General features: G+C 63.3%; 14 protein-coding genes and 1 pseudogene. 8 read left to right on the plus strand and 7 right to left on the minus strand.

Annotated elements, in window-relative coordinates:
• Positions 1–9: 9 nt before the first annotated feature.
• The 3 genes from AC1RWI_RS10210 to gcvA form a co-directional block, all read right to left on the minus strand.
• Entirely contained in the window at positions 10–2961 is a 2952-nt protein-coding gene (locus AC1RWI_RS10210; protein ID WP_492866118.1) for a bifunctional diguanylate cyclase/phosphodiesterase, read from the minus strand.
• Positions 2958–4193, minus strand: coding sequence for an ABC transporter substrate-binding protein (locus AC1RWI_RS10215; RefSeq protein WP_043352254.1), 1236 nt, complete (start codon positions 4191–4193; stop codon positions 2958–2960). Before AC1RWI_RS10215 ends, AC1RWI_RS10210 begins: the two co-directional genes overlap by 4 nt.
• A 471-nt stretch (positions 4194–4664) precedes the next feature.
• Positions 4665–5597, minus strand: a complete 933-nt coding sequence (gene gcvA, locus AC1RWI_RS10220; protein WP_492866120.1) for a transcriptional regulator GcvA — start codon at positions 5595–5597, stop codon at positions 4665–4667.
• A 152-nt stretch (positions 5598–5749) separates the two neighbouring features.
• Here gcvA and AC1RWI_RS10225 point away from each other — a divergent pair, with 152 nt between their 5' ends.
• Positions 5750–6571: an aminotransferase class IV family protein gene (locus AC1RWI_RS10225; protein WP_492866122.1), complete on the plus strand. Its 822-nt coding sequence runs from the start codon at positions 5750–5752 to the stop codon at positions 6569–6571.
• Between the two features lie 264 nt (positions 6572–6835).
• On the opposite strand, the gene AC1RWI_RS10230 is transcribed toward AC1RWI_RS10225, so the two are convergent.
• From AC1RWI_RS10230 to AC1RWI_RS10240, 3 genes are all read right to left on the minus strand, one after another.
• Positions 6836–7858 carry a class I fructose-bisphosphate aldolase gene (locus AC1RWI_RS10230; protein ID WP_492866124.1) on the minus strand — a complete coding sequence of 341 codons (1023 nt, stop codon included), beginning with the start codon at positions 7856–7858 and terminating at the stop codon, positions 6836–6838.
• A 162-nt stretch (positions 7859–8020) separates the two neighbouring features.
• Positions 8021–9718 (minus strand): adenylate/guanylate cyclase domain-containing protein, encoded by a 1698-nt coding sequence (locus tag AC1RWI_RS10235; RefSeq protein ID WP_492866126.1) that lies wholly within the window; start codon positions 9716–9718, stop codon positions 8021–8023.
• Positions 9719–9918: 200 nt separating this feature from the next.
• Positions 9919–10137 (minus strand): hypothetical protein, encoded by a 219-nt coding sequence (locus AC1RWI_RS10240; protein WP_492866128.1) that lies wholly within the window; start codon positions 10135–10137, stop codon positions 9919–9921.
• Between the two features lie 403 nt (positions 10138–10540).
• Between AC1RWI_RS10240 and AC1RWI_RS10245 the strand changes: the two genes are divergently transcribed.
• The 6 genes and pseudogenes from AC1RWI_RS10245 (at position 10541) to AC1RWI_RS10270 (ending at position 16204) form a co-directional block, all read left to right on the plus strand.
• Positions 10541–10885: a DUF4148 domain-containing protein gene (locus AC1RWI_RS10245; RefSeq protein ID WP_052494668.1), complete on the plus strand. Its 345-nt coding sequence runs from the start codon at positions 10541–10543 to the stop codon at positions 10883–10885.
• Between the two features lie 164 nt (positions 10886–11049).
• A complete protein-coding gene (locus AC1RWI_RS10250) occupies positions 11050–11589 on the plus strand; it encodes a sigma-70 family RNA polymerase sigma factor (protein WP_043349047.1) in 540 nt (179 codons plus the stop codon).
• Positions 11589–12374 carry an anti-sigma factor family protein gene (locus tag AC1RWI_RS10255; RefSeq protein WP_492866130.1) on the plus strand — a complete coding sequence of 262 codons (786 nt, stop codon included), beginning with the start codon at positions 11589–11591 and terminating at the stop codon, positions 12372–12374. Before AC1RWI_RS10250 ends, AC1RWI_RS10255 begins: the two co-directional genes overlap by 1 nt.
• Positions 12375–12500: 126 nt before the next feature.
• On the plus strand, positions 12501–13445 hold the full coding sequence (locus AC1RWI_RS10260; protein WP_492866132.1) for a metallophosphoesterase family protein: 945 nt from the start codon (positions 12501–12503) through the stop codon (positions 13443–13445).
• Positions 13446–13481: 36 nt separating this feature from the next.
• Positions 13482–13829 (plus strand): cupredoxin domain-containing protein, encoded by a 348-nt coding sequence (locus AC1RWI_RS10265; protein WP_043349057.1) that lies wholly within the window; start codon positions 13482–13484, stop codon positions 13827–13829.
• Between the two features lie 264 nt (positions 13830–14093).
• Positions 14094–16204, plus strand: a pseudogene (locus tag AC1RWI_RS10270) (penicillin-binding protein 1A).
• Positions 16205–16231: 27 nt separating this feature from the next.
• Here the strand turns inward: AC1RWI_RS10270 and AC1RWI_RS10275 are convergent.
• The gene (locus tag AC1RWI_RS10275; RefSeq protein WP_492866134.1) at positions 16232–16696 is read right to left on the minus strand and encodes an aminoacyl-tRNA deacylase; all 465 of its coding nucleotides are present in this window, start codon (positions 16694–16696) and stop codon (positions 16232–16234) included.
• Between the two features lie 283 nt (positions 16697–16979).
• Between AC1RWI_RS10275 and katG the strand changes: the two genes are divergently transcribed.
• A complete protein-coding gene (gene katG, locus AC1RWI_RS10280) occupies positions 16980–19181 on the plus strand; it encodes a catalase/peroxidase HPI (protein WP_492866136.1) in 2202 nt (733 codons plus the stop codon).
• Positions 19182–19213 lie beyond the last annotated feature (32 nt).

Consider the following 19213-nt stretch of genomic DNA (forward strand, 5'->3'; position numbering starts at 1 on the left):
CTGCCGGGCCTATGCGGAGCAGATCATCGCGCCGGCCTGGCTACCCGGCCTTTTCCCGATATCCGGCCATACCAAGCCCTCGAACTGATCAGGCGGAACCGGCTGGGAATACAAATAGCCCTGGGCAAAATCACAACCCACGGCGACGAGAAAATCGCGTTGCTCCGTCGTCTCCACGCCCTCGGCAATGACCTTCAAACCCAGTTTGTGAGCCAGCATGACCATGGCTTCGCAAAGCGCCTGATTGTCGCCGTCAGAGCCGAGGTTCTGCACGAATGAACGGTCGATCTTGAGGTAATCGATGTCAAAGCGCTTGAGATAGGCCAGGGACGAGTAGCCGGTGCCGAAGTCGTCGATCGAGACGCCGATTCCCGCATCGCGGAAGGTCAGCAGCTTCTTGTTCAGTTCAGCGTCCAGCAGCAGGCCCTCGGTGATTTCAACCACCATGCTCTGCCCCGGCATCCCTTCGCGCATGAGATAGTCGGACCATTGCGCGCAAACCTGGCTGTCTTGCCGAATCTGCATCGGCGACATGTTGACGCTGATCTGGAAAAACGGATGGAAGCGGCCGCGCCATTGACGGGCCTGATGCACGGCCTGCTTGAACACCCAATCCCCGATTGGCACGATGAGCCCCGTGTCTTCGGCCAGGGGAATGAAGTCCAGGGGACTGATCGTGCCGCGCTCGGGGTGCAACCAGCGGATCAGTGCCTCGGCCTTGCGGATTTCCCCGGTGGCCAGGTCAACGATGGGTTGGTAGTAGACCTTGAACTGTCCGCCAGGCAGGGCGGCACGCAGATCGCTTGTGAGGCGCAGGCGTTTTTCTGCCGCTACGCGCAAGTCGGGCGTGAAGTAGCAAAAGCGGTTGCGCCCGGCGTTCTTGGCCGCATACATGGCCTGGTCGGCATTCTTGAAAAGGACGTCCAGTTCGCTGGTGTCGTCGGGGTAAAGCGTGACGCCGACGCTGGCGGAAATAAAAGCCTCGTCCGCGCCGAGCGCGAAGGGCTCGGCCAGCTTGTGGATGATGGCCTTGGCGATGCGTTCAATGCTTTTGGTATCGCCCGTGTTGGGCAGAATGACGGTGAACTCGTCACCGCCCAGGCGCGCGACGATGTCCGATTCGCGCACGCACGAAATGATGCGCCTGGCCGCCTCGATCAGCAGGATGTCGCCTGTGTCGTGTCCCAAGGAGTCATTGACCTCCTTGAAACGATCCAGGTCGATCAGCATCAAGGCCATATGCTGCCGGGAGCGATGCGCGATGCCGGCTTCGTGCTCGAGTCGGCTGTGAAACATCTGGCGATTCGGAAGATGGGTTAGCGCATCGAAATTGGCCTGCTTCCAGATGGTCGCCTCGAACGCCATCCGGTCCGATAGATCGCGGCCCACGGCCAGCACCGAGTTCACCTTGCCCGAGCGGTCAATCTCCGGCGTCAGGCGGATATGGGTGCAATGTTCCTGCCCATCCCTGCTAAGCCATCTCAGCTCCATTTGCCCGCTTTTCCCGCTTGCAATGGTTTCGGCGATCTTCTCCTCGTAGATCAGCGCATTGGCGCCGCCGGGGATTTCCGAGGGCCGCTTGCCGAGCGATTCGGCAAGGCTGCACCCTGCCGAGTTGCAGAAGGCGGGATTGGCGTAGGTGCGGCGCAGGTCTCGGTCGTAGCGGGTAATGGTGTCCGGAGAGTTCTCGATCAACGTTCGCGACTCCTGCTCCCTGGTGACGAGTTCCGCGGTGCGCTCGTCGACGGTCTGCTCCAGGGAGGCGTTGATTTCGTTGATCTTCTGGATCTTTTGCTTGATGGCCCCACTCATTCTTTCAAAACACTGCGCGAGCCAGTCCAGTTCGTCCTTGCCACCGGCATCGGTGCGCGCCAGCGCCTGTGCCTCGGCGCCCGCATCGTTGCCGGTGTCGTGCATCTTTCGCACCAGCTCTTTGAGTGGTGCCGAAATGCTGTGGGAGATGAAATAGGCCAGGAAGATCGAGAGCAGGAAACCCGAGATGCCAACCAGTACGATCTGATTGCGCACGGACTGTGCCTCCGCCATCAGCTTCTTCTCAGGGATGGTGCTGACCACGATCCATGTCGTGCCGGGAATTCCCGTGTACGCGGCCAGGTAGCGCCCCTCGCGCTGGCCCTCGAAGTCGACGAACCCACTGGGCTCCCCGTTTAGCGTGTTGTTCGCGATTTTTCTGATCAGGTCAGGCTCGGCCGTCCCGTCGGTGTTCGTGGATATGCCGTCGGTGCGGACAACCAGCTTGTTGCTGCTGGCATCGAGCACATAGATCTGCGTTCCGCTCCCCAAGGCGACGTCATTGAACATGGTCGAGAAATAGTCGGGGCGAATGACCAGGACCAGGTTGCCGATCTGCCGATTGTTGCTCTTGCCAATGATGGCGCGCACCATCCCCAGGTTTTGCTGTCCGGCGCCGTTGTCGTAACTGCCCCAGTAAGCCCGGCCGTTGCGCTCGGGAGCCTGCTTGACCAGGCGCATGACACCCCGCGTCAGCTGCGCGAACACCTGGGTGTCCATGATCCGGTTGTTCTTGTCGAGCAGATACTTCTGGTTGATGAAGTCAGCCGATCCGTAGTGCTGCAGCAGCAGCCGGGTCATATCCTGGCGCGCCTCGTTCTGCTCCTTTGCGCTGCCGTTGACCACGTTTGTCAGCGCATTTTGAACGCGATCGGACAGGACAAGAAGGCTGCTTTCCGTCTCGACCTGCTCCATGCGCAGCGAGATGTTCTTGGAGACCTGCTTGACCATCTCCTTGGAGAAGATCTGCGCCTTCTCCTTGATCGCGGCGGTGGATTCCACATACGAGATGTAGCCCGAAATCAGTATCGGTATCAGCGACAGCAGGCTGAACGCGGTCATCAGCCGGTAGCGGATTTCGACACGGCGCAGCAGGTCCAGCGAGAGATAGGCGAAGGCGCTTCGCAGCGAACCTGTGATTGAGCTCATTTGTAGTGCATCTTTGCTTCATTCTTGACCGACGCGTCGAGGCGTCTGGCTGCCTGTGCGGGCGTAATCGTCCCGGTCAGCACGTCCTGCATCAATCGATGAAGCTGCTCGATCGAGTTGGAGGGCAGAACCGAATAGTAGGGGCTGGCGGTCACCGGATAGCGGCTGACCATGTTTGTGTAGTCGATCATTCTCTGATCGCTCGCAAGCGTTCCCGCGCCTTGCTTGAATGGGGGGATGTTCTGGCGTTTTCTCTGGAGAATGGAGAACCCCTTGCCGGCAATGAATTCGAGAAAACGCATGGCTGCGGCCTTGTGGGGCGTGTCGCACACCGCAAACCCGGTTTCGCTGCCGATCACAGGCACCACACGCTTGCCGGGCGCGTTCCAGGGCGGAATGAACACGCCAACCTCGAACGGATTGCCGTGCAGCAAATGGCCAGCCGCCCAACTGCCGTGAAAAGCCATCGCGACCTTGCCATCCTTGAACAGCCGTATGCCCTCATCGTAATCCGTCGCCATGAAGGCGTCTTGCACGTAGCCGCGTTGCGGCATCAGCGCAATACTGGCGAAGATATCGGCTACCTCGGGCGTGTTCAGGTCCAGCGTGCCATCGCCGATCTTCTGCTTCCAGGCTGGCTCGCGCGCCACCACGTTGTTGGCAAAGCCAAAGCTGAAGGGGCCGTTGCCGAGCATGTTCGGGAAGCCGCCGCTCCACATGATGGGTGTGAAGCCCGCAAGCTTGAGCTGCTCGCAAACCATCAGGAACTCGTGGAAATTGGTTGGCAGTTCCTTGATCCCAGCCCTCGCGAACAGTGCCTTGTTGTAGTAGATCAGCGTTGTCGCCACGCCGCCGGATATGCCAAATCGCCTGGATTGGCGACTGGTCCAGTCCCCCTTGAGCGGGCTGAGCATGTTGTTCCATGCCGATGTGGTGCTCACGTCTGCCAGGATGCCCTGATCGGCCAATTCAGCCGCATAGGCGTTCGGGTTGACACTCACCAGATCCGGCAAGTTGCCAGAGGCGATCCGGGGCTTGATGTTCTCCTCGACCGAATTGCCGATCATGAACTGCACATCCACGCGGACATCTGGATTGAGCTTGCTGAATTCGGCAGCAATCTGGAGCATCTCCTCTGGCCAGTCTGGCGCCCATATCAACGCGGTGATGGAAGTCCTGGCGGGCACGGCGGCGCCTGGCGAAGCGTTGTCTTGCTGCTGGCAACCGGACAAGAACAATAAAAGAAGGCTGACCAGGCCCGTTAGCAGGGAGGCAAACCCAATGCGTCGCGCCTGGTGATTCACTTTGCGGATTCGGGATGGATTAGCCGCGCTTCGGCAGGCACTTTTGCCGTGCCGGGAAGCGAACCGTTGGCGCTTGCATCGCGAAAGAACCGATGGCGCGGCATGGTGGCGTCCGGGCCGCGATAGCTACGCGTGAATGCGCAGCCAACCCGCATCGGGCAACGCTTACGACGGCTGGAATGCGTAGGTTTGGCCATGACAGCAGATCGGGCGAATTGAGGGGGGCAGTGCCTACACTGTATATCGACAACGAGTGCAAATACTTTACCGGGGCAAACCCGAATCTCCCCGCCATGACCAGTCGCTGCCGGCATCGCCGGCGTCAGCATCATAGCCGATTGACCGCCGCTGATCGGTGTGCTCCCACCGTCTCTTTCAGCGAGGCTGGGCGGCAAAATCCTATCCTTTAACAGGGTGCGCCGTGTGCGCCGTCTCATGGCGCATCCATTGGCTGAACGCAAGGATGCGAGGATCCTGGCTGCTGCGCGCCGGATAGACGAGATGATAGGCATACGCCGGCGCGATGCTCACGCCAATCTCGAATAGCCGCACCAGGCGGCCCTGGGCCAGGTCATTGGCAATCATGGGCAGTTCCACGAGGCCAATGGCAGCGCCGTCGATCACGGCCTGCACGACATGGCTCGAATCGGCAAAGGCGACGCATCGGCTGTCGTCGAAATCGTCAATGCCGGCGGCGGCCATCCACATGCGCCAGTCGGGCCAGGCCATGCCGTCCACCGGGCAGTCGACATAGCACAGCGTGTGGCCAAGCAAGTCCCGCGGTGTTTGCAGCCGGGCACCGGCTTCGCGCAGTTTCGGGCTGCAGATCGGGACGACAACCGTGTCGAACAACCGGTCCGAGCACGTGTCTTCGTAGTGCCCCGCGCCAAAGCGGATCGCGATATCCACGTCGTCCGCGTCGAAGTCCCGTACCTGATCGGAAATATCGAATGTGAGTTCGAGCGTCGGGTTGGCGGCCCTGAACCGCGCAAGCCGTGGCAGCAGCCAGTTGGTGGCGAACATCGCACCTAGCGAGATGCGCAGATGCGCCGGGCCCCGCGCCATTCTCCGGGCCCGGCTGGTGGCCCGCTGCAAGGTGTCGAGCGCGTCGGCGGCCGCCTCGAACAGGACGGCGCCGGCTGGCGTGAGCTGGATGCTGCGGCTGGTGCGCGCGAACAGCGTGATGCCCAGCTGGTCCTCGATCTCCTTGATCTGGTAGCTGACGGCCGCTGGCGTCAACCCCACCTCCTGCGCCGCGCGCGTGAAGTTCAAGTGCCGCCCGGCTGCCTCGAAGGTCCTCAGTGCGCGTGTGCCCGGCAGCATTCGCTTCATCGATCTTCAAGCCATTTTTAATGATCCGGCAAGAAATACTCGTTTCTCAAAGCGCGGTCAATAGCAGATAGTTGCGGCCAACCCTGCACATGCAGGCGGGACGCGGCTTTCGCCAAGCCCATTGCATGCCACTACCGGAGTCACAGCGACCCATGTCAGCCAGCCAGTCTTCCTTTATCGTTCACCGCAACGGCCTGCCGGCAACGCTCGCCGGGTTGGCACCCCTTGCCTTTGCGGGCTATGCGCATTTCACCGCGATGCAGGTGCGCGGGGGCCGGGCCCGTGGGCTGGACCTCCATCTCGAGCGGCTCAGGGTTGCCTCGATGGCGTTGTTCGGCCGCGCCTTGCCCGACGATCAGGTGCGTGCCTATCTGCGCGCGGCGCTGGCATGCGCGCCGGCGGACGTCTCGCTGGTGGCCACCGTGTACTCGCCGGCGGGTGAGTTCACCGTGGCCGGTGCGGATGTCGAGCCTGAAGTGCTGGTGCGTACCGGGCCGCCCGCGTCCGGCCCACAGGGGCCGTTGGGGTTGGCCGCTGTCCCTCACGAGCGGGTGCTCCCCGCCCTGAAGCACGTTGGCGAAGTGGCCAAGACGTATTTCCTCCGCCAGTCCGTGGGCAAAGGCTTCGACGACGCCGCTTTCGTCGATGCTCGGGGGCGGCTTAGCGAGGGGACCATCTGGAACCTGCTCTTTTGGGACGCAGACGCGGAAACGGTGGTGTGGCCCGAGGCCGAGATGCTGGCAGGCACGACCATGGGTATCGTCCGCCGGCAACTGGATCGCCTCCGTGTGCATCAGCGCGTCCAGCCGGTGACGCTTGCGGACCTGCCTGGCCTGGCCGGGGCAGCGGTGATGAACTCCTGGACGCCGGGGGTGGCGGTGAACCGGATCGGTTCCGCGCCCATGCCTGCGGCGCCGGGCTTCCTGGCACTGCTTCACCGGGCTTATCAGATGGAGGAACCCGTCTCGCCGTGAGCGCAGGCGGCGGTGGCGTTGCACGTGCCGGCCATCGCGCTGTATGCGCTGTATGCGCTGAACAGCCTGGACAACCTGCCCCCAGGTCATTGACCCCGCCAAGGCAAGGCCGCAGAGCCACATGAGGGGCCGCCGCGATGTTGAAACACGCATTGGATTGCCCCCTGTCCGGCATGGCGCCGCGCGTCCGAGCGCTACGCCGCTTCCTGCTGGAGCGCTGCCGCAAAGCTTGAGCGCCCTGCCCTGGCCGCGCCTGCCGAATGCTCACCCCGCAGCGGTCTCCAGCGCCGCTTCATATTGTCCCAGGCTGGCCAGGCCATTGAGCCGTGAGCGCTGCAGCAGGGCCCGTTGCGCTTGCGCCGCGTTGGCGGCCTCGCCGCGCCAGGCCAGCAGGGGCGGCTCCTGCAAGGCGCGCCCGTAGGAGAACGACAGCCGCCAGGGCAACGGGGCGAGCCGGTTCATGGCATCGAGATTGGCGGTGGCCTCAGTGGGCGTTTGGCCGCCGGACAGGAAGAAGATGCCCGGCACCGCCGCGGGCACCGTGCGCTTGAGCACCTGCACGGTCTGCATGGCAACCTCGGCCGGCGCCGCGTGCCCGGCGTCCTTGCCGGGGAGCACCATGCTGGGTTTCAGCAGCATGTGTTCGAGCACTACCGCATGCCGGTGCAAGGCGTGAAAGACGTCATGCAGCACCGCCTCGGTGACCTCGGCGCAACGCGCCATGGAATGCGCGCCATCCATCAGCACCTCAGGCTCGACGATAGGCACCACGCCCATCTCCTGGCAGATCGCGGCATAGCGCGCCAGCGCCTGCGCATTGGCCTGGATGGCAAGCCGGCCGGGCAGTTCGCCGGACACGTTGTACACCGCGCGCCACTTGGCGAAGCGTGCACCTTGCTGGCGATAGGCGGCAAGCCGCTTGGCCAGCCCGTCGAGGCCCTCGGTGATCTCGTCGCCGGGAGCGTGGGCGAGCGCGAGCTTGCCCTTGTCCACCTTGATGCCGGGCACAATGCCATGGCGCGCGGCGAGCGCTGGCAGCGGCGTGCCATCGTCGGCGCACTGGCCCAGCGTTTCCTCGTACAGGATCACGCCGCTGATGCATTCACCAAGACCTGGTGTCGACAGGAGCAGGTTGCGCCACGCCCGGCGACTTTCCTCGCTCGATGCCACGCCGATGCGTTCGAACCGCTTGGCGATCGTCGCCCCGCTCTCGTCGGCGGCCAGCAGTCCTTTGCCTGCTTGAACCAGGGCATCCACGGTGGCTTGCAGTTCGCTTCGTGTGTCCATGATGCGGCTCCGTGAATGTGGTATGGGAACAAGCATTGACGCATAAGCGCGATCGCGCAAGCGAGCCGGGGCGCGTCGCCAGCGCTGATGGTGGCCGACCGAACACTTCGCGCAGCTTGCCCTTGGCCTGCTGGACACTAGAGCGCGGCGCGCAGGGCGTAGTCAGGCCCGAGGCATCTGCGCCGCCTTGGTCAGCACGCAAACGGGCACCGGGTCATCGCGGCCTCGCAGGTGTGCTGCAAGCTGCGGCAGGCCTGCGGCCGAAACGCCGGCTTGCTGGAAGACCTGTTCCGAGACGATCGCCTCGCAAGCCATCTCCTTTGTCAACTGCTCGAGTCTCGAGGCCACATTCAACGGGTCACCAATTGCCGTAAACGTAACGTGGTCGCGGAAACCAATCTCGCCCATGACGGCCCGGCCGCAATGCAATCCGATGCCAAAGCGGATTGGCGTGTGCAACTGCTGCTTGAGCGCAGCGTTGAGTTCCTCAATATTGGCTGCAACCAGCGGCACTGCGCCAAGCGCCTGGCGGCAGGCCTCGGCCGGCTCGCAGCGCAAGCCAAAGATCGCGAGCACCGCATCTCCCAGGAACTGGTTTGGCAGACCGCCCGCCTGAACCACCGCGGCGCAGACCGCACTGAGGAAGCGGCTGACCATGAACAGGCTGTCGTACGGCAATTGTGCCGCCGCAAGCTTTGTGGAATCCCGCATATCCACGAACATGAATGCCGCGAACCGCTCTTGCGGCATGACGTCCCGCTGGCGCCGCTGCAGGAAGGCTGCCGATGCGGCCGGCGGCACCAGTGGCCACACGCGCAGATCATGGGTCGGCCGCAACTGGCACGCGAGGCGCACTGTCCGCGAATCCGCTCCCAGCCGCTCCAGAACGCGCCGCTCCGCCTCCGCCGGCGCGGGCAGCGGCACGGCACTGAGCACACGCACCCGGCACAGCGTGCATCGGGCACGGCCACCGCAGGTGCTGGCATGGGGCACCCCGGCCATGCGGCTAGCCTCCAGCACCGAGAATCCGAGCGGCGCGAATACCTTTCGCCCGTCCGGATACTGAACGCAGAGCCGCCCGGCCCGGCGCTCCCGCACCGTGCGCACCAGCCGCGCTGCGAGCACCAGCAGCAGCGCACCACCATCGAAGAGCAAAAAGTCGTTGCGCAACTCGGCGAGCCAGAGGTTTTGCAGCCCCGTTCCGATGATCGTGGTCCGGGTCGCCGCGGCGCGCCAGACGGGGTCCTGCGCGAGCGCGATCACTTCCCGTCCGCCCTGCAAGAAGCCGAGCAGCGCGAGCACCGGGACCAGCACGGCGACGCTCAGCAGCACGCTGCGCCACGCCCCGAACCATGGTTTCAAGCGCAACCAGAACCAGATGCCGTAACACCCATGCAGCCAGGCCACCACCAATAGCATCAGCTGCACGCGGCCGAAAAACGGTGAATCGATCCAGAACGCGTACAGCAACTGTGCGTAACCTTTGTTGAGGCCGAACTCGGCAAAGGCGACCCGTGTATTCACGACATGGTTGACTAGCAGCGGCGGTATGCACAAGCCGAGGACGAGTTGCGCTACCTCACCCGGGGTCCAGTGCAACGAGCGCCGTTCGTACAGAGCCCACAGACCCAGGAAGACATGCGCCACCAGCGCGCTGTACAAGAGGGCCGTTCCAAGCCATCCCTGCCAGATGAACTTCTGCACGAGCAGGCCACGCTCCAGCCAGGCCAGCGAGATATTCCCCAGCGAGTGGTTCAGGAGGTGCGTGCCCACATAGGTAAACAGCACCAGTCCGGTAGTCAGACGGACCGATCGCACACCCGCCGGCCGCCACCTTTGAAGATAGGGAACGCGTGACATGCTCTGCCCTCCACGGCTCTCGATGCGCCAGCGCTTGCCACCAGGCGCCTGCACTGCCGAGCGCACGCTGGGTTGGCATCACTGCCAATCGGTAGTGTGCAGCCGCCTGAGGGCCTTGGCAATTTCCGGGCTCTGGCGCGATACGGGCGGGCCGCGGCCCCGCCCTTTCCATTCAAGCCGCCCGTGGATCTGGCAGCGTCTTAGCTGTGCGCGCCGTCGGTGAACGGATCGCGCCGATCCGTGATTCTTGCGCCGTCGGAATACACGTCGAACTTGCCGGCTTTCGCGCCATCCGTGTAGGGATCGCGCGGCCCGACGATATGGGTGCTGCTGTCAGAAGTCGGGGGGGTGCTGGACGACTGCGCCAGGGCAGCGAAGGAAGTCAATGCCGCGACAGCGGCCGAAATCAGGATTTTCATGACGAGCTCCAAATACAGTAGAGATAGCTTCCAAAGCGCGTCTCCGTGAAGGCTACGCCTGGGCACGTAACGCGCTTCCGGTTTCCGGGGGTATCGATCCATCCCGAGAACTGGTTCGCCGTGCATTTGTAGAACCGCGCAGCCACCCGTTTTATTCCCGCACAGGCTATGGATGCGGCCAGCGGCCAAGGGAAATGCCTGCGCCCGGGTTCATGTTCCTTTGTCCTCTTGCCGCTGATGCCGCTGATGTCGCTGATGTCGCTGATGTCGCGGATGCGTTTTTCCTGCGAAGGAAATTGGGGAATAAGCAGACCGGTCCCGCGGTTTACCCGTGCAGAGCGTATTGCTGCGCAGTCGTGTCGACCGCGGGCATGGCTCGCTCGCACAACCAAGGAGTACTGCCATGAAATCGAATTCACTGAACCGGCCTTTCGTGTTGCCCATGCGCGGCTCGCTCATCGTGAGCGCGGCGTTGATGGCAACGTCCGTTAGTGTCTATGCGCAAATGCCGCCGGCACCGGCCACGCATCCAATCACGCGTGCGCAAGTGCGACATGAACTCGAGGAATTGGAGTCGGTCGGCTACAACCCTTCCCAAGGCGACAATGGTGACTATCCCGCCGACATTCAAGCAGCGGAACAAAGGCTGGAAGCCAAACATCAAGCGCAAAGGAATGCGCTGATGGGTGGAAACCAGGCAGCACAGGCCGGTGACAGCCAGACCGCACAGACGAAGCCCACCCCTTGATTACGGGCGCAGGCGGCACACCGGTCACATGATCGGCACTTGCCATGCGAAATCCACACAGGATCCATTTCAGGCGGCGGTTCCGGGAATAAAAATGGCATGCCGGCGGTCTTGCTGTTAACGCACTGCCGGGCACGGATTGCGGTTACAGCAGAAACTTCACAATGGCCGATCCAGACACCGCGCAGCGCTTCGAGACGCTCTTATTGCCGCATATGAACTCGGCCTTCAATGTTGCGCGATGGCTCACGCACAACGACCAGGATGCCCAGGACGTGGTGCAGGAGGCGTACCTGCGCGCGTTCCGGTTCTTTGGCGGATTCCACGGCGAGGATGCCCGTGCATGGCTGTTGAGCATTGTGCGTAACACCTTCTACACCTGGCATCAGCAAAACCGGGGGCATGCAGCCCAAACCATGATGTTCGAAGAAGACATGGATAGCCTTGAGACGAGTGTCGCCGACCATGACGACAGTCCTGAAGCGATGCTGATACGCAGCCAGAACCAGAAGCGGGTGCACAAGGCGCTGCGGGGCTTGCGGCTGGAATACCGGGAGGTTGTCGTGCTGCGGGAGCTGGAGGATTTGTCGTACAAGGAAATCGCCGCCATCGTGGGCATCCCGATCGGCACGGTGATGTCTCGCCTGGGCCGAGGCCGCCAGCAACTCGCGGCGCTGCTCGCCCCGACGGATCAGGAGGCGTGATGGATCACAAGCAAGCGTTTGAATTGCTGCCGGGCTATCTCGACCAGGAGTTGAGCCTGTCCGATGCGCTCGAGTTCGAGCGCCATCTTGCTGACTGCGAGCAGTGCCAACAGGTCTATGCACAACACCGCCTGGTGAGTGCGCAACTGCGCCAGGCGGATTTGCGCGTGGCGGCGCCGCAGGCACTGGTGAAACGCATCAAGGCTGCGCTGCCGGCGCGCCGCCCGCTCTGGCAGCGGCTGGGTGAGCGATTTGGTCAGTGGCGTGGCGGTGGGTCGCTGGCCTGGGCGCCGGCTGGCGCGATGCTGATGAGCGTGGTCGCGTTGACCTGGAGCGTGGGGCTGTACCTCTCGGTGCCGTCGAGCCAGACGCGCCTGACCCAGGAACTCGTGGATAACCATATTCGCTCGCTGCAGGTCAATCACCTCTCCGATGTGATTTCAACCGACCGGCATACGGTCAAGCCGTGGTTTGACGGCAAGCTGGACTTCGCGCCGCCTGTGGTCGATCTTGTGCAGCAGGGGTATCCGCTGGTCGGCGGCCGGCTGGATTACCTGAACGGGCGGGCGGTGGCCGTGATGGTCTATCGCTACAAGCTGCACCCGATCAATCTTTATGTGTGGCCGGGCAACGACGCGGGCGCCACGCCTCGCCTATACGCGCAGCAGGGCTATCACCTCGCCCACTGGAGTGCCGCGGGGATGAATTACTGGGCGATTACCGATGCCGGCGAAGCTGAACTCAATGGCTTCATCACGGACCTGCGTGCGCACCCGGCTTCCTAGCCGCCGCAGCGCGGTACACATCGCGGAATAAAACGGATGGCCCGGCGGTTTACCTGGTGAATCCAATCGGGAGGTCCGCCGGATGGTCCGGCGGCCCACCTCTCGAACTTTCCTTGTGAGGGCAATATGTCGTCAGATCTTCCGTCCAACCCGTCGCGCCGCGGCGCATTGAAGTGTCTCGCTTTCGGTGGCGCGGGCACCGTCTTTGTCCTGGCAGGCGGCGTTCTCGCGCCCGTGGAACTGGGCCTTGCCGCCTCCGGGAAAGGCCCGTCATCTGCCGCGGGCGTCCCGCTTTTCCTGCAGATCAGCGACACGCATATTGGCTTCAACAAGGAAGCCAATCCCGACGTCGCGGGCACGCTCAGGCAGACCATTGACTTCGTCAATGCCATGCCGGTCAAGCCGGCGCTGACGATCCACACGGGCGACATTACGCATCTTTCCAAGGCCGAAGAGTTCGACCGCGCGGCCCAATTGATGTCGGGGCTGAATATCACCGAGTTGCATACCGTGCCCGGCGAGCATGACGTGACCGACGGGCCTGGAACGGAATACTTCAACCGCTTCGGTCAAGCCTCCGGCAACAAGGGCTACTACAGCTTCGACCACAGCGGCGTCCACTTTATCGGCCTGGTCAACGTGATGCATTTCAAGCCAAACGGTTTGGGCGGCCTGGGCGACGACCAACTCGCCTGGCTGAAAGCCGATCTGAAGGGCCGCTCGTCCAGCACGCCGATCGTCGTCTTTGCACACATGCCAATGTGGACGATCTACCAACCATGGGGTTGGGGCACCGGCGACGCCGGCGAGGCGATGCGCTATCTGACGCGCTTCGGCTCGGTCACGGTCTTGAACGGCCATATCCACCAGATCGTGTCGAAGGTGGAAGGCAATATCACCTTCCATACGGCGCGCTCGACGGCCTATCCACAACCGACGGCCGGCAATGGGCCCGGTCCCATGCCGCTGACGGTGCCGGGCGATCAGCTTCCCAGGATGCTTGGCGTGACCAGCATCAAGATCATGGGCCACCCGCTCGCAGCGACACTCGCCGACACCACGCTCGCCTGAATTTCCAGGCACCGCCAACCAACCAGGACCCAGATCATGCTAACAACCATCCTTCGCCGCGCCTTCGTCGTCCCCCTCGGAGCCGGGATACTCATGGCAGCATTGGCTTGCGAGTTCTCCTTCGCGCAAGCGCAGGAGAACCACGTCGTCGTTGTGAAGAATTTCATGTTCTCGCCGATGTCGCTCACGATCAAAGCTGGCTCGACCGTGACCTGGAAGAACCTCGATGGCGAACCGCACACGGTTGTCAACGACGCCGGCCTGTTCCGCTCCAGCGCGCTCGATCAGAACGACACCTACAAGTTCAAGTTCGACAAGCCGGGGGTCTACAAGATCTTCTGCGGCATACATCCAAATATGATGGCGACCATCACCGTCCAGTAGGGGCCGACGAACCCGCCGTCCAGCCTGCGCTCGCCGCCCGCCGAATGGCCGGTGAGCGCAGGCGGCCATCCGGCGCGTTGCGCTCGCGCTTGGCGATCGGCGCTTGCGTGGCCATGGCGAACGTTGTCCACGTGAAACAAATGTAAGCTTATGTAAGTGCCGCGCGCCGCGGCCCTGTTTTGATAACAGAAGCGCCCTTGCGCTTTGCTACCATCGCGCTCTTTCCGCCAGCGCCCCGCCACCGTGATTCGCCGATATGCATCGTTGTTTTGTGAGCATTGCGCACGGTGGCTCGCCCGCGTCCGACCGCTGGCCGCCGCCGGCAGCACCATCACCAGGCTAGTGCTCGACAGCGCGCTGCGCCGCCTGCGCCACCCGACGCGACGCGGCGTCGCGCTGACGCTCGCCGCATTGCCGGCGCTCTTCGTGTTGTACGTGCTTGCGCTCGTGCCGTCTACGCCGGGCATCGGCGACATCCGCAAAGCCCGCGTTGATCGGCCAGCGTGGATCGTGTCGGCCGACGGCAAGCTGCTTGATACGTTCAAACCGGTCAATCGCGAGTGGGTGTCGCTCAGGCAGGTCTCGCCGCACATGGTGGCTGCATTGATCGCGACCGAAGACCGCCGCTTCTACGAGCATCATGGCATCGACTGGAAGCGTACCGCGTCGGCCGCGCTGCATACGTTCTCCGGCGACCGGCAAGGTGGATCGACGATCACGCAGCAGCTCGCGCGCAACTTGTATCCCGATGAAATCGGCCGCGCGCCGACCCTCACGCGCAAGCTCAGGGAAGCGATCACGGCATTCAAGATCGAAGCCGTGTACAGCAAGGATCAGATCCTGGAGACGTACCTGAACACGGTGCCGTTCCTGTACAACGCCTACGGCGTGGAAATGGCCGCGCGCACCTACTTCGGCAAATCGGCCAGTCAGCTCGACATTCTCGACAGCGCGACGCTCGTCGGCATGCTGAAGGCCAACAGCACCTACAACCCTGTGCTCAATCCCGAACGCGCATTGCAGCGGCGAAACACGGTGCTCGGGCAGATGAACAAATACGGGAAGCTCAAGCCCGATGCCTACGCCGCATTGAAGCGACAACCGCTCAACGTCGATTTCGAGTTGCAGACCGCGCAACCGGGCGCCGCGCCGCATTTTTCGGCGCAATTGCGCAAGTGGCTGATCGCGTGGGCTGATCGCAACGGCTACAACATCTATGCCGACGGGCTGGTCGTGCGCACGACCATCGATTCGCGTCTGCAGGCAATGGCGACGCAGGCGTTGGATTGGCAGACGAACCAGTTGCAGTGGATCGCGAACGGCGCATGGAACGAACGCACGGGCTGCTGGCCAGGCAACGACCTGTTCCGCACCTTCATCCGGCAGTCGCCCGACTACCGCGCCGCGCGCGATGCGGGTCAATCGGATGAGGCCGCGCTCAGCAAGCTCGGCGCGAACCCCACGTTCGTGCGCGCGCTCTGCCGGAGCAAGACGCAGATCCAGGCGGGTTTTGTCGCGATCGATCCACGCAACGGCGATATCAAGGCATGGGTCGGCAGCCGCGATTTCCGTGACGAACCGTTCGATCACGTGCAGCAGGCCCGGCGTCAGCCGGGCTCGACGTTCAAGCCGTTCGTCTACGGCGCGGCCTTCGCGGACGGTGCGCGGCCAAGCGATACGATCGTAGACCGTAACGTGGCCATTGCGCTGTCCGGGGATGCGATCTGGCGGCCTACCGACGCGGAACCGCCCACCGGCCGGCCGATGACGCTGCGCGACGCGCTAGTGTATTCGCGCAACCGCGTCACCGCTCAGCTCATGCAAAAGGAACGCCCCGAGAAGGTCGCACGGCTCGCGCGCGCAATGGGGGTGCGCGCGAGTCCGCTCGAAGCGGTGCCTATATCGAACCGCGCATGGTCACGCGCATCGAGGATCACGACGGCAAGGTGCTGGCCGAATTCCCGAGCGCACCGCCGGAACAGGCGCTGCCCGCCGGCGCGGCGCAAACGCTCGTGGACGTGATGCGCGACGTCGTTAGCCGGGGCACCGGCGCGGCGATCCGGGCGCGCTTCGGGATTCGCGCCGACGTGGCCGGCAAGACGGGCACGACGCAGGACAACACGGATAGCTGGTTCATCCTGATGCATCCGCAACTGGTGGCGGGCGCGTGGGTGGGTTTCGACGATGGACGCGTGACGCTCGGCAACTACTGGGGCGAAGGCGCGCACAGCGCCCTACCGATGGTGGGCGCGTTCTACGACATGGCGCTGCGCGCGCGGGTGATCGACCCGGATGCGCGGCTCGGCCCCGAAACCCGGCCTCCTCGCCCGGTCCATGAGCGGCGGCGTCGACACTTCCTCTTCTGGACGTTCTGACGTCGCCGCTGGCGCACGCGCGGCGCCCTACATCATCCGGTGCGCGAAATGCCCGCGCCGGGCTTGCGCCATGAGCGCGGTGAACTGCTCGGTGCTCATGTGCACCAGTTCCTCATGGTCGCCAGCTTCAAAGTAGACATCGGGATGCGCCAGCAGGCTGTCGTCGAGCCAGGTCAGCGTGCCGTACGCCATGCCGACTGGCGGGAGCGCGCCGATGTCGCAATCCCTGAACACTTCTCGCACACCATCCCCATGCGCCAGCGACAGCTTGCGGCCGGTTTGCTTGCAGATATCCAGCAGTTTCAGCTGGTGGCTGGAAGGGATCACCGCTGCCAGGTAGCCTCGGTTGTCCTCCAGCAAGACAGTTCGGGCGCGCCGGTCTGCGGGAACATACGCAGCCTGCGCAGTTGCGGGGCCGCCTGGGCGGCGAACGGTTTCAAACCGGCTCTGCTTCTTGCTCAGGCATCTAGCCAGCGTGGTAGCCATGGTCATGATTGCAACCTCCGAGCGCTGATCGCTGCAGTTGCTTACGTATCGGAACTATAGGTCAAGCACCGGGCAACAATCGGTGGAGCTAACCCCGGCACGGTTGCGGGTAAGCAATAGCGATGCGCTATTGAGGCAATTGCAAACCTCTCATTTGGTTGGCGAGCGCTTTCAACTATATTTTGTGTGCGGCAGGCCTGCCGATGCAGGTCCCGAGTGGCAGCATTGACGCGGAACTACTAGAACTCACATTAGAACTCACGTTTGGTACGCCTCCGAAGGAGAGAGCATGTCTAACGAAAAGTGCCCCTTCAACCACGCCGCCGGTGACGGCACCACCAACCGGGACTGGTGGCCGAATCAGTTGCGGCTAGAGTTCCTCAGCCAGCACTCCGACAAGTCCAATCCATTGGACAAAAGCTTTAACTATGCCGAGGCGTTCAAGAGCCTCGACCTCGCTGCAGTCAAGAAGGACCTCGCGGCGCTGATGACTGACTCGCAGGACTGGTGGCCGGCGGACTTCGGCCATTACGGTGGTCTGTTTGTCCGCATGGCCTGGCACAGCGCCGGCACGTACCGTATCGGCGACGGCCGTGGCGGTGGCGGGCGGGGCCAGCAGCGTTTCGCACCGCTCAACAGCTGGCCGGACAATGTCAACCTGGACAAGGCTCGCCGGCTGCTCTGGCCCATCAAGCAGAAATATGGCCAGAAGATTTCCTGGGGCGACCTGATGATCCTCGCCGGTAACGTTGCCCTCGAAACCATGGGCTTCAAGACATTCGGCTTTGGCGGCGGCCGTGAAGACACCTGGGAACCGGACCAGGACGTCTATTGGGGGAATGAAAAGACCTGGCTGGGCGGCGACGTCCGCTACGGCAAGGGCGGCAGCGAGGGGGGGATCACCGACCCCGGCCGCAACCTCGAGAATCCCCTGGGTGCCGTGCAGATGGGCCTGATCTACGTGAACCCGGAAGGCCCCGATGGCAATCCGGACCCACTCGCCGCGGCGTACGACATCCGGGATACGTTCGGCCGCATGGCCATGGACGATGAGGAGACCGTCGCGCTGATTGCCGGCGGCCACACCTTCGGCAAGACGCACGGTGCCGGTCCCGCCGATCACGTAGGCCCCGCGCCCGAAGCCGCCGCCCTTGAAAACCAGGGTCTGGGATGGAAGAGCAGCTTCGGCACAGGCAAGGGCACGGATTCGATCTCCAGCGGCCTGGAAGTCACCTGGACGACCGCGCCGACGAAGTGGGACAGTGGCTTCTTCGAAAACCTGTTCGGCTATGAGTACGAGCTGACCAAGAGCCCTGCAGGCGCCAACCAGTGGGTGGCCAAGAATGCCGGCGAAACGGTTCCGCACGCTTACGATCCGTCGAAGAAGCTCAAGCCGACGATGCTGACCACGGACCTGTCGCTGCGCTTCGACCCCATCTACGAGAAGATCTCGCGGCGCTTCATGGCGAACCCCGAGGAATTCGCCGATGCATTCGCCCGTGCCTGGTTCAAGCTGACCCACCGGGACATGGGACCGCGCGCCCGCTACCTCGGCCCGGAAGTCCCGGCCGAAGAGTTGCTCTGGCAAGACCCCATTCCGGCGCTGGACCATCCGCTGGTCAATGACCAGGACGTGGCGGCGCTCAAGCAGAAGATCCTGGCGTCGGGGCTGTCGGTCTCGGAGCTGGTGAAGACGGCCTGGGCATCGGCATCGACGTTCCGCGGCTCGGACAAGCGCGGCGGCGCCAACGGCGCACGCATTCGCCTGGCGCCGCAGAAGGACTGGGCGGCCAATGAGCCGGATCAGCTGGGCAAGCTGCTGACGACCCTGGAAGGTATCCAGGGCGAGTTCAACGGTGCCCAGTCGGGTGGCAAGAAGATCTCGATGGCCGATCTGATCGTGCTGGCGGGCGGCGCCGGCATCGAGAAGGCAGCGGAGAAGGCCGGGCGGAAGCTGACCGTACCCTTCTCGCCGGGCCGCATGGACGCTTCGCAGGAAAAAACCGACGTGCAATCGGTTGGCGCCCTTGAACCGACGGCCGATGCCTTTCGCAACTACCTCGACCCGAGGGTTCGCGTTCCGGCAGAAGCGATGATGCTGGACAAGGCGCAGTTGCTGACGCTGACCGCGCCCGAAATGACTGTGTTGATCGGCGGCCTGCGCGTGCTGAACGTCCACACAGGGAAAGATGCGCACGGCGTCTTCACCGACCGCCCGGAAACGCTGACCAACGACTTCTTCCGCAACCTGCTCGACATGGGCGTGGAATGGAAAGCGCTCAGCCAGGATGTGTTCGAGGGACGCGACCGCAAGACGGGGCAGGTCAAATGGACCGGATCGCGCGTGGATCTGGTGTTCGGCTCACACTCTCAGCTCCGGGCCCTGAGCGAGGTCTACGCAAGCGAGGACGGCGCGGATAAGTTCGTCACGGACTTCGTCGCTGCCTGGGTCAAGGTGATGAACCTCGACCGCTTCGATCTGCGCACATAGGCATACATCAGCGTAAAGCAAGGGGAAAACAA

The organism is Cupriavidus sp. MPR-AND1C, from assembly GCF_058809705.1.

What these genes read in the sequence shown, in the direction of transcription:
- AC1RWI_RS10210 (WP_492866118.1), bottom strand. Translation starts at nt 2,961, where the DNA reads ATGAGCTCAATCACAGGTTCGCTGCGAAGCGCCTTCGCCTATCTCTCG.
- gcvA (WP_492866120.1), bottom strand. Translation starts at nt 5,597, where the DNA reads ATGAAGCGAATGCTGCCGGGCACACGCGCACTGAGGACCTTCGAGGCA.
- AC1RWI_RS10225 (WP_492866122.1), top strand. Translation starts at nt 5,750, where the DNA reads ATGTCAGCCAGCCAGTCTTCCTTTATCGTTCACCGCAACGGCCTGCCG.
- AC1RWI_RS10230 (WP_492866124.1), bottom strand. Translation starts at nt 7,858, where the DNA reads ATGGACACACGAAGCGAACTGCAAGCCACCGTGGATGCCCTGGTTCAA.
- AC1RWI_RS10235 (WP_492866126.1), bottom strand. Translation starts at nt 9,718, where the DNA reads ATGTCACGCGTTCCCTATCTTCAAAGGTGGCGGCCGGCGGGTGTGCGA.
- AC1RWI_RS10240 (WP_492866128.1), bottom strand. Translation starts at nt 10,137, where the DNA reads ATGAAAATCCTGATTTCGGCCGCTGTCGCGGCATTGACTTCCTTCGCT.
- AC1RWI_RS10245 (WP_052494668.1), top strand. Translation starts at nt 10,541, where the DNA reads ATGAAATCGAATTCACTGAACCGGCCTTTCGTGTTGCCCATGCGCGGC.
- AC1RWI_RS10250 (WP_043349047.1), top strand. Translation starts at nt 11,050, where the DNA reads ATGGCCGATCCAGACACCGCGCAGCGCTTCGAGACGCTCTTATTGCCG.
- AC1RWI_RS10255 (WP_492866130.1), top strand. Translation starts at nt 11,589, where the DNA reads ATGGATCACAAGCAAGCGTTTGAATTGCTGCCGGGCTATCTCGACCAG.
- AC1RWI_RS10260 (WP_492866132.1), top strand. Translation starts at nt 12,501, where the DNA reads ATGTCGTCAGATCTTCCGTCCAACCCGTCGCGCCGCGGCGCATTGAAG.
- AC1RWI_RS10265 (WP_043349057.1), top strand. Translation starts at nt 13,482, where the DNA reads ATGCTAACAACCATCCTTCGCCGCGCCTTCGTCGTCCCCCTCGGAGCC.
- AC1RWI_RS10275 (WP_492866134.1), bottom strand. Translation starts at nt 16,696, where the DNA reads ATGACCATGGCTACCACGCTGGCTAGATGCCTGAGCAAGAAGCAGAGC.
- katG (WP_492866136.1), top strand. Translation starts at nt 16,980, where the DNA reads ATGTCTAACGAAAAGTGCCCCTTCAACCACGCCGCCGGTGACGGCACC.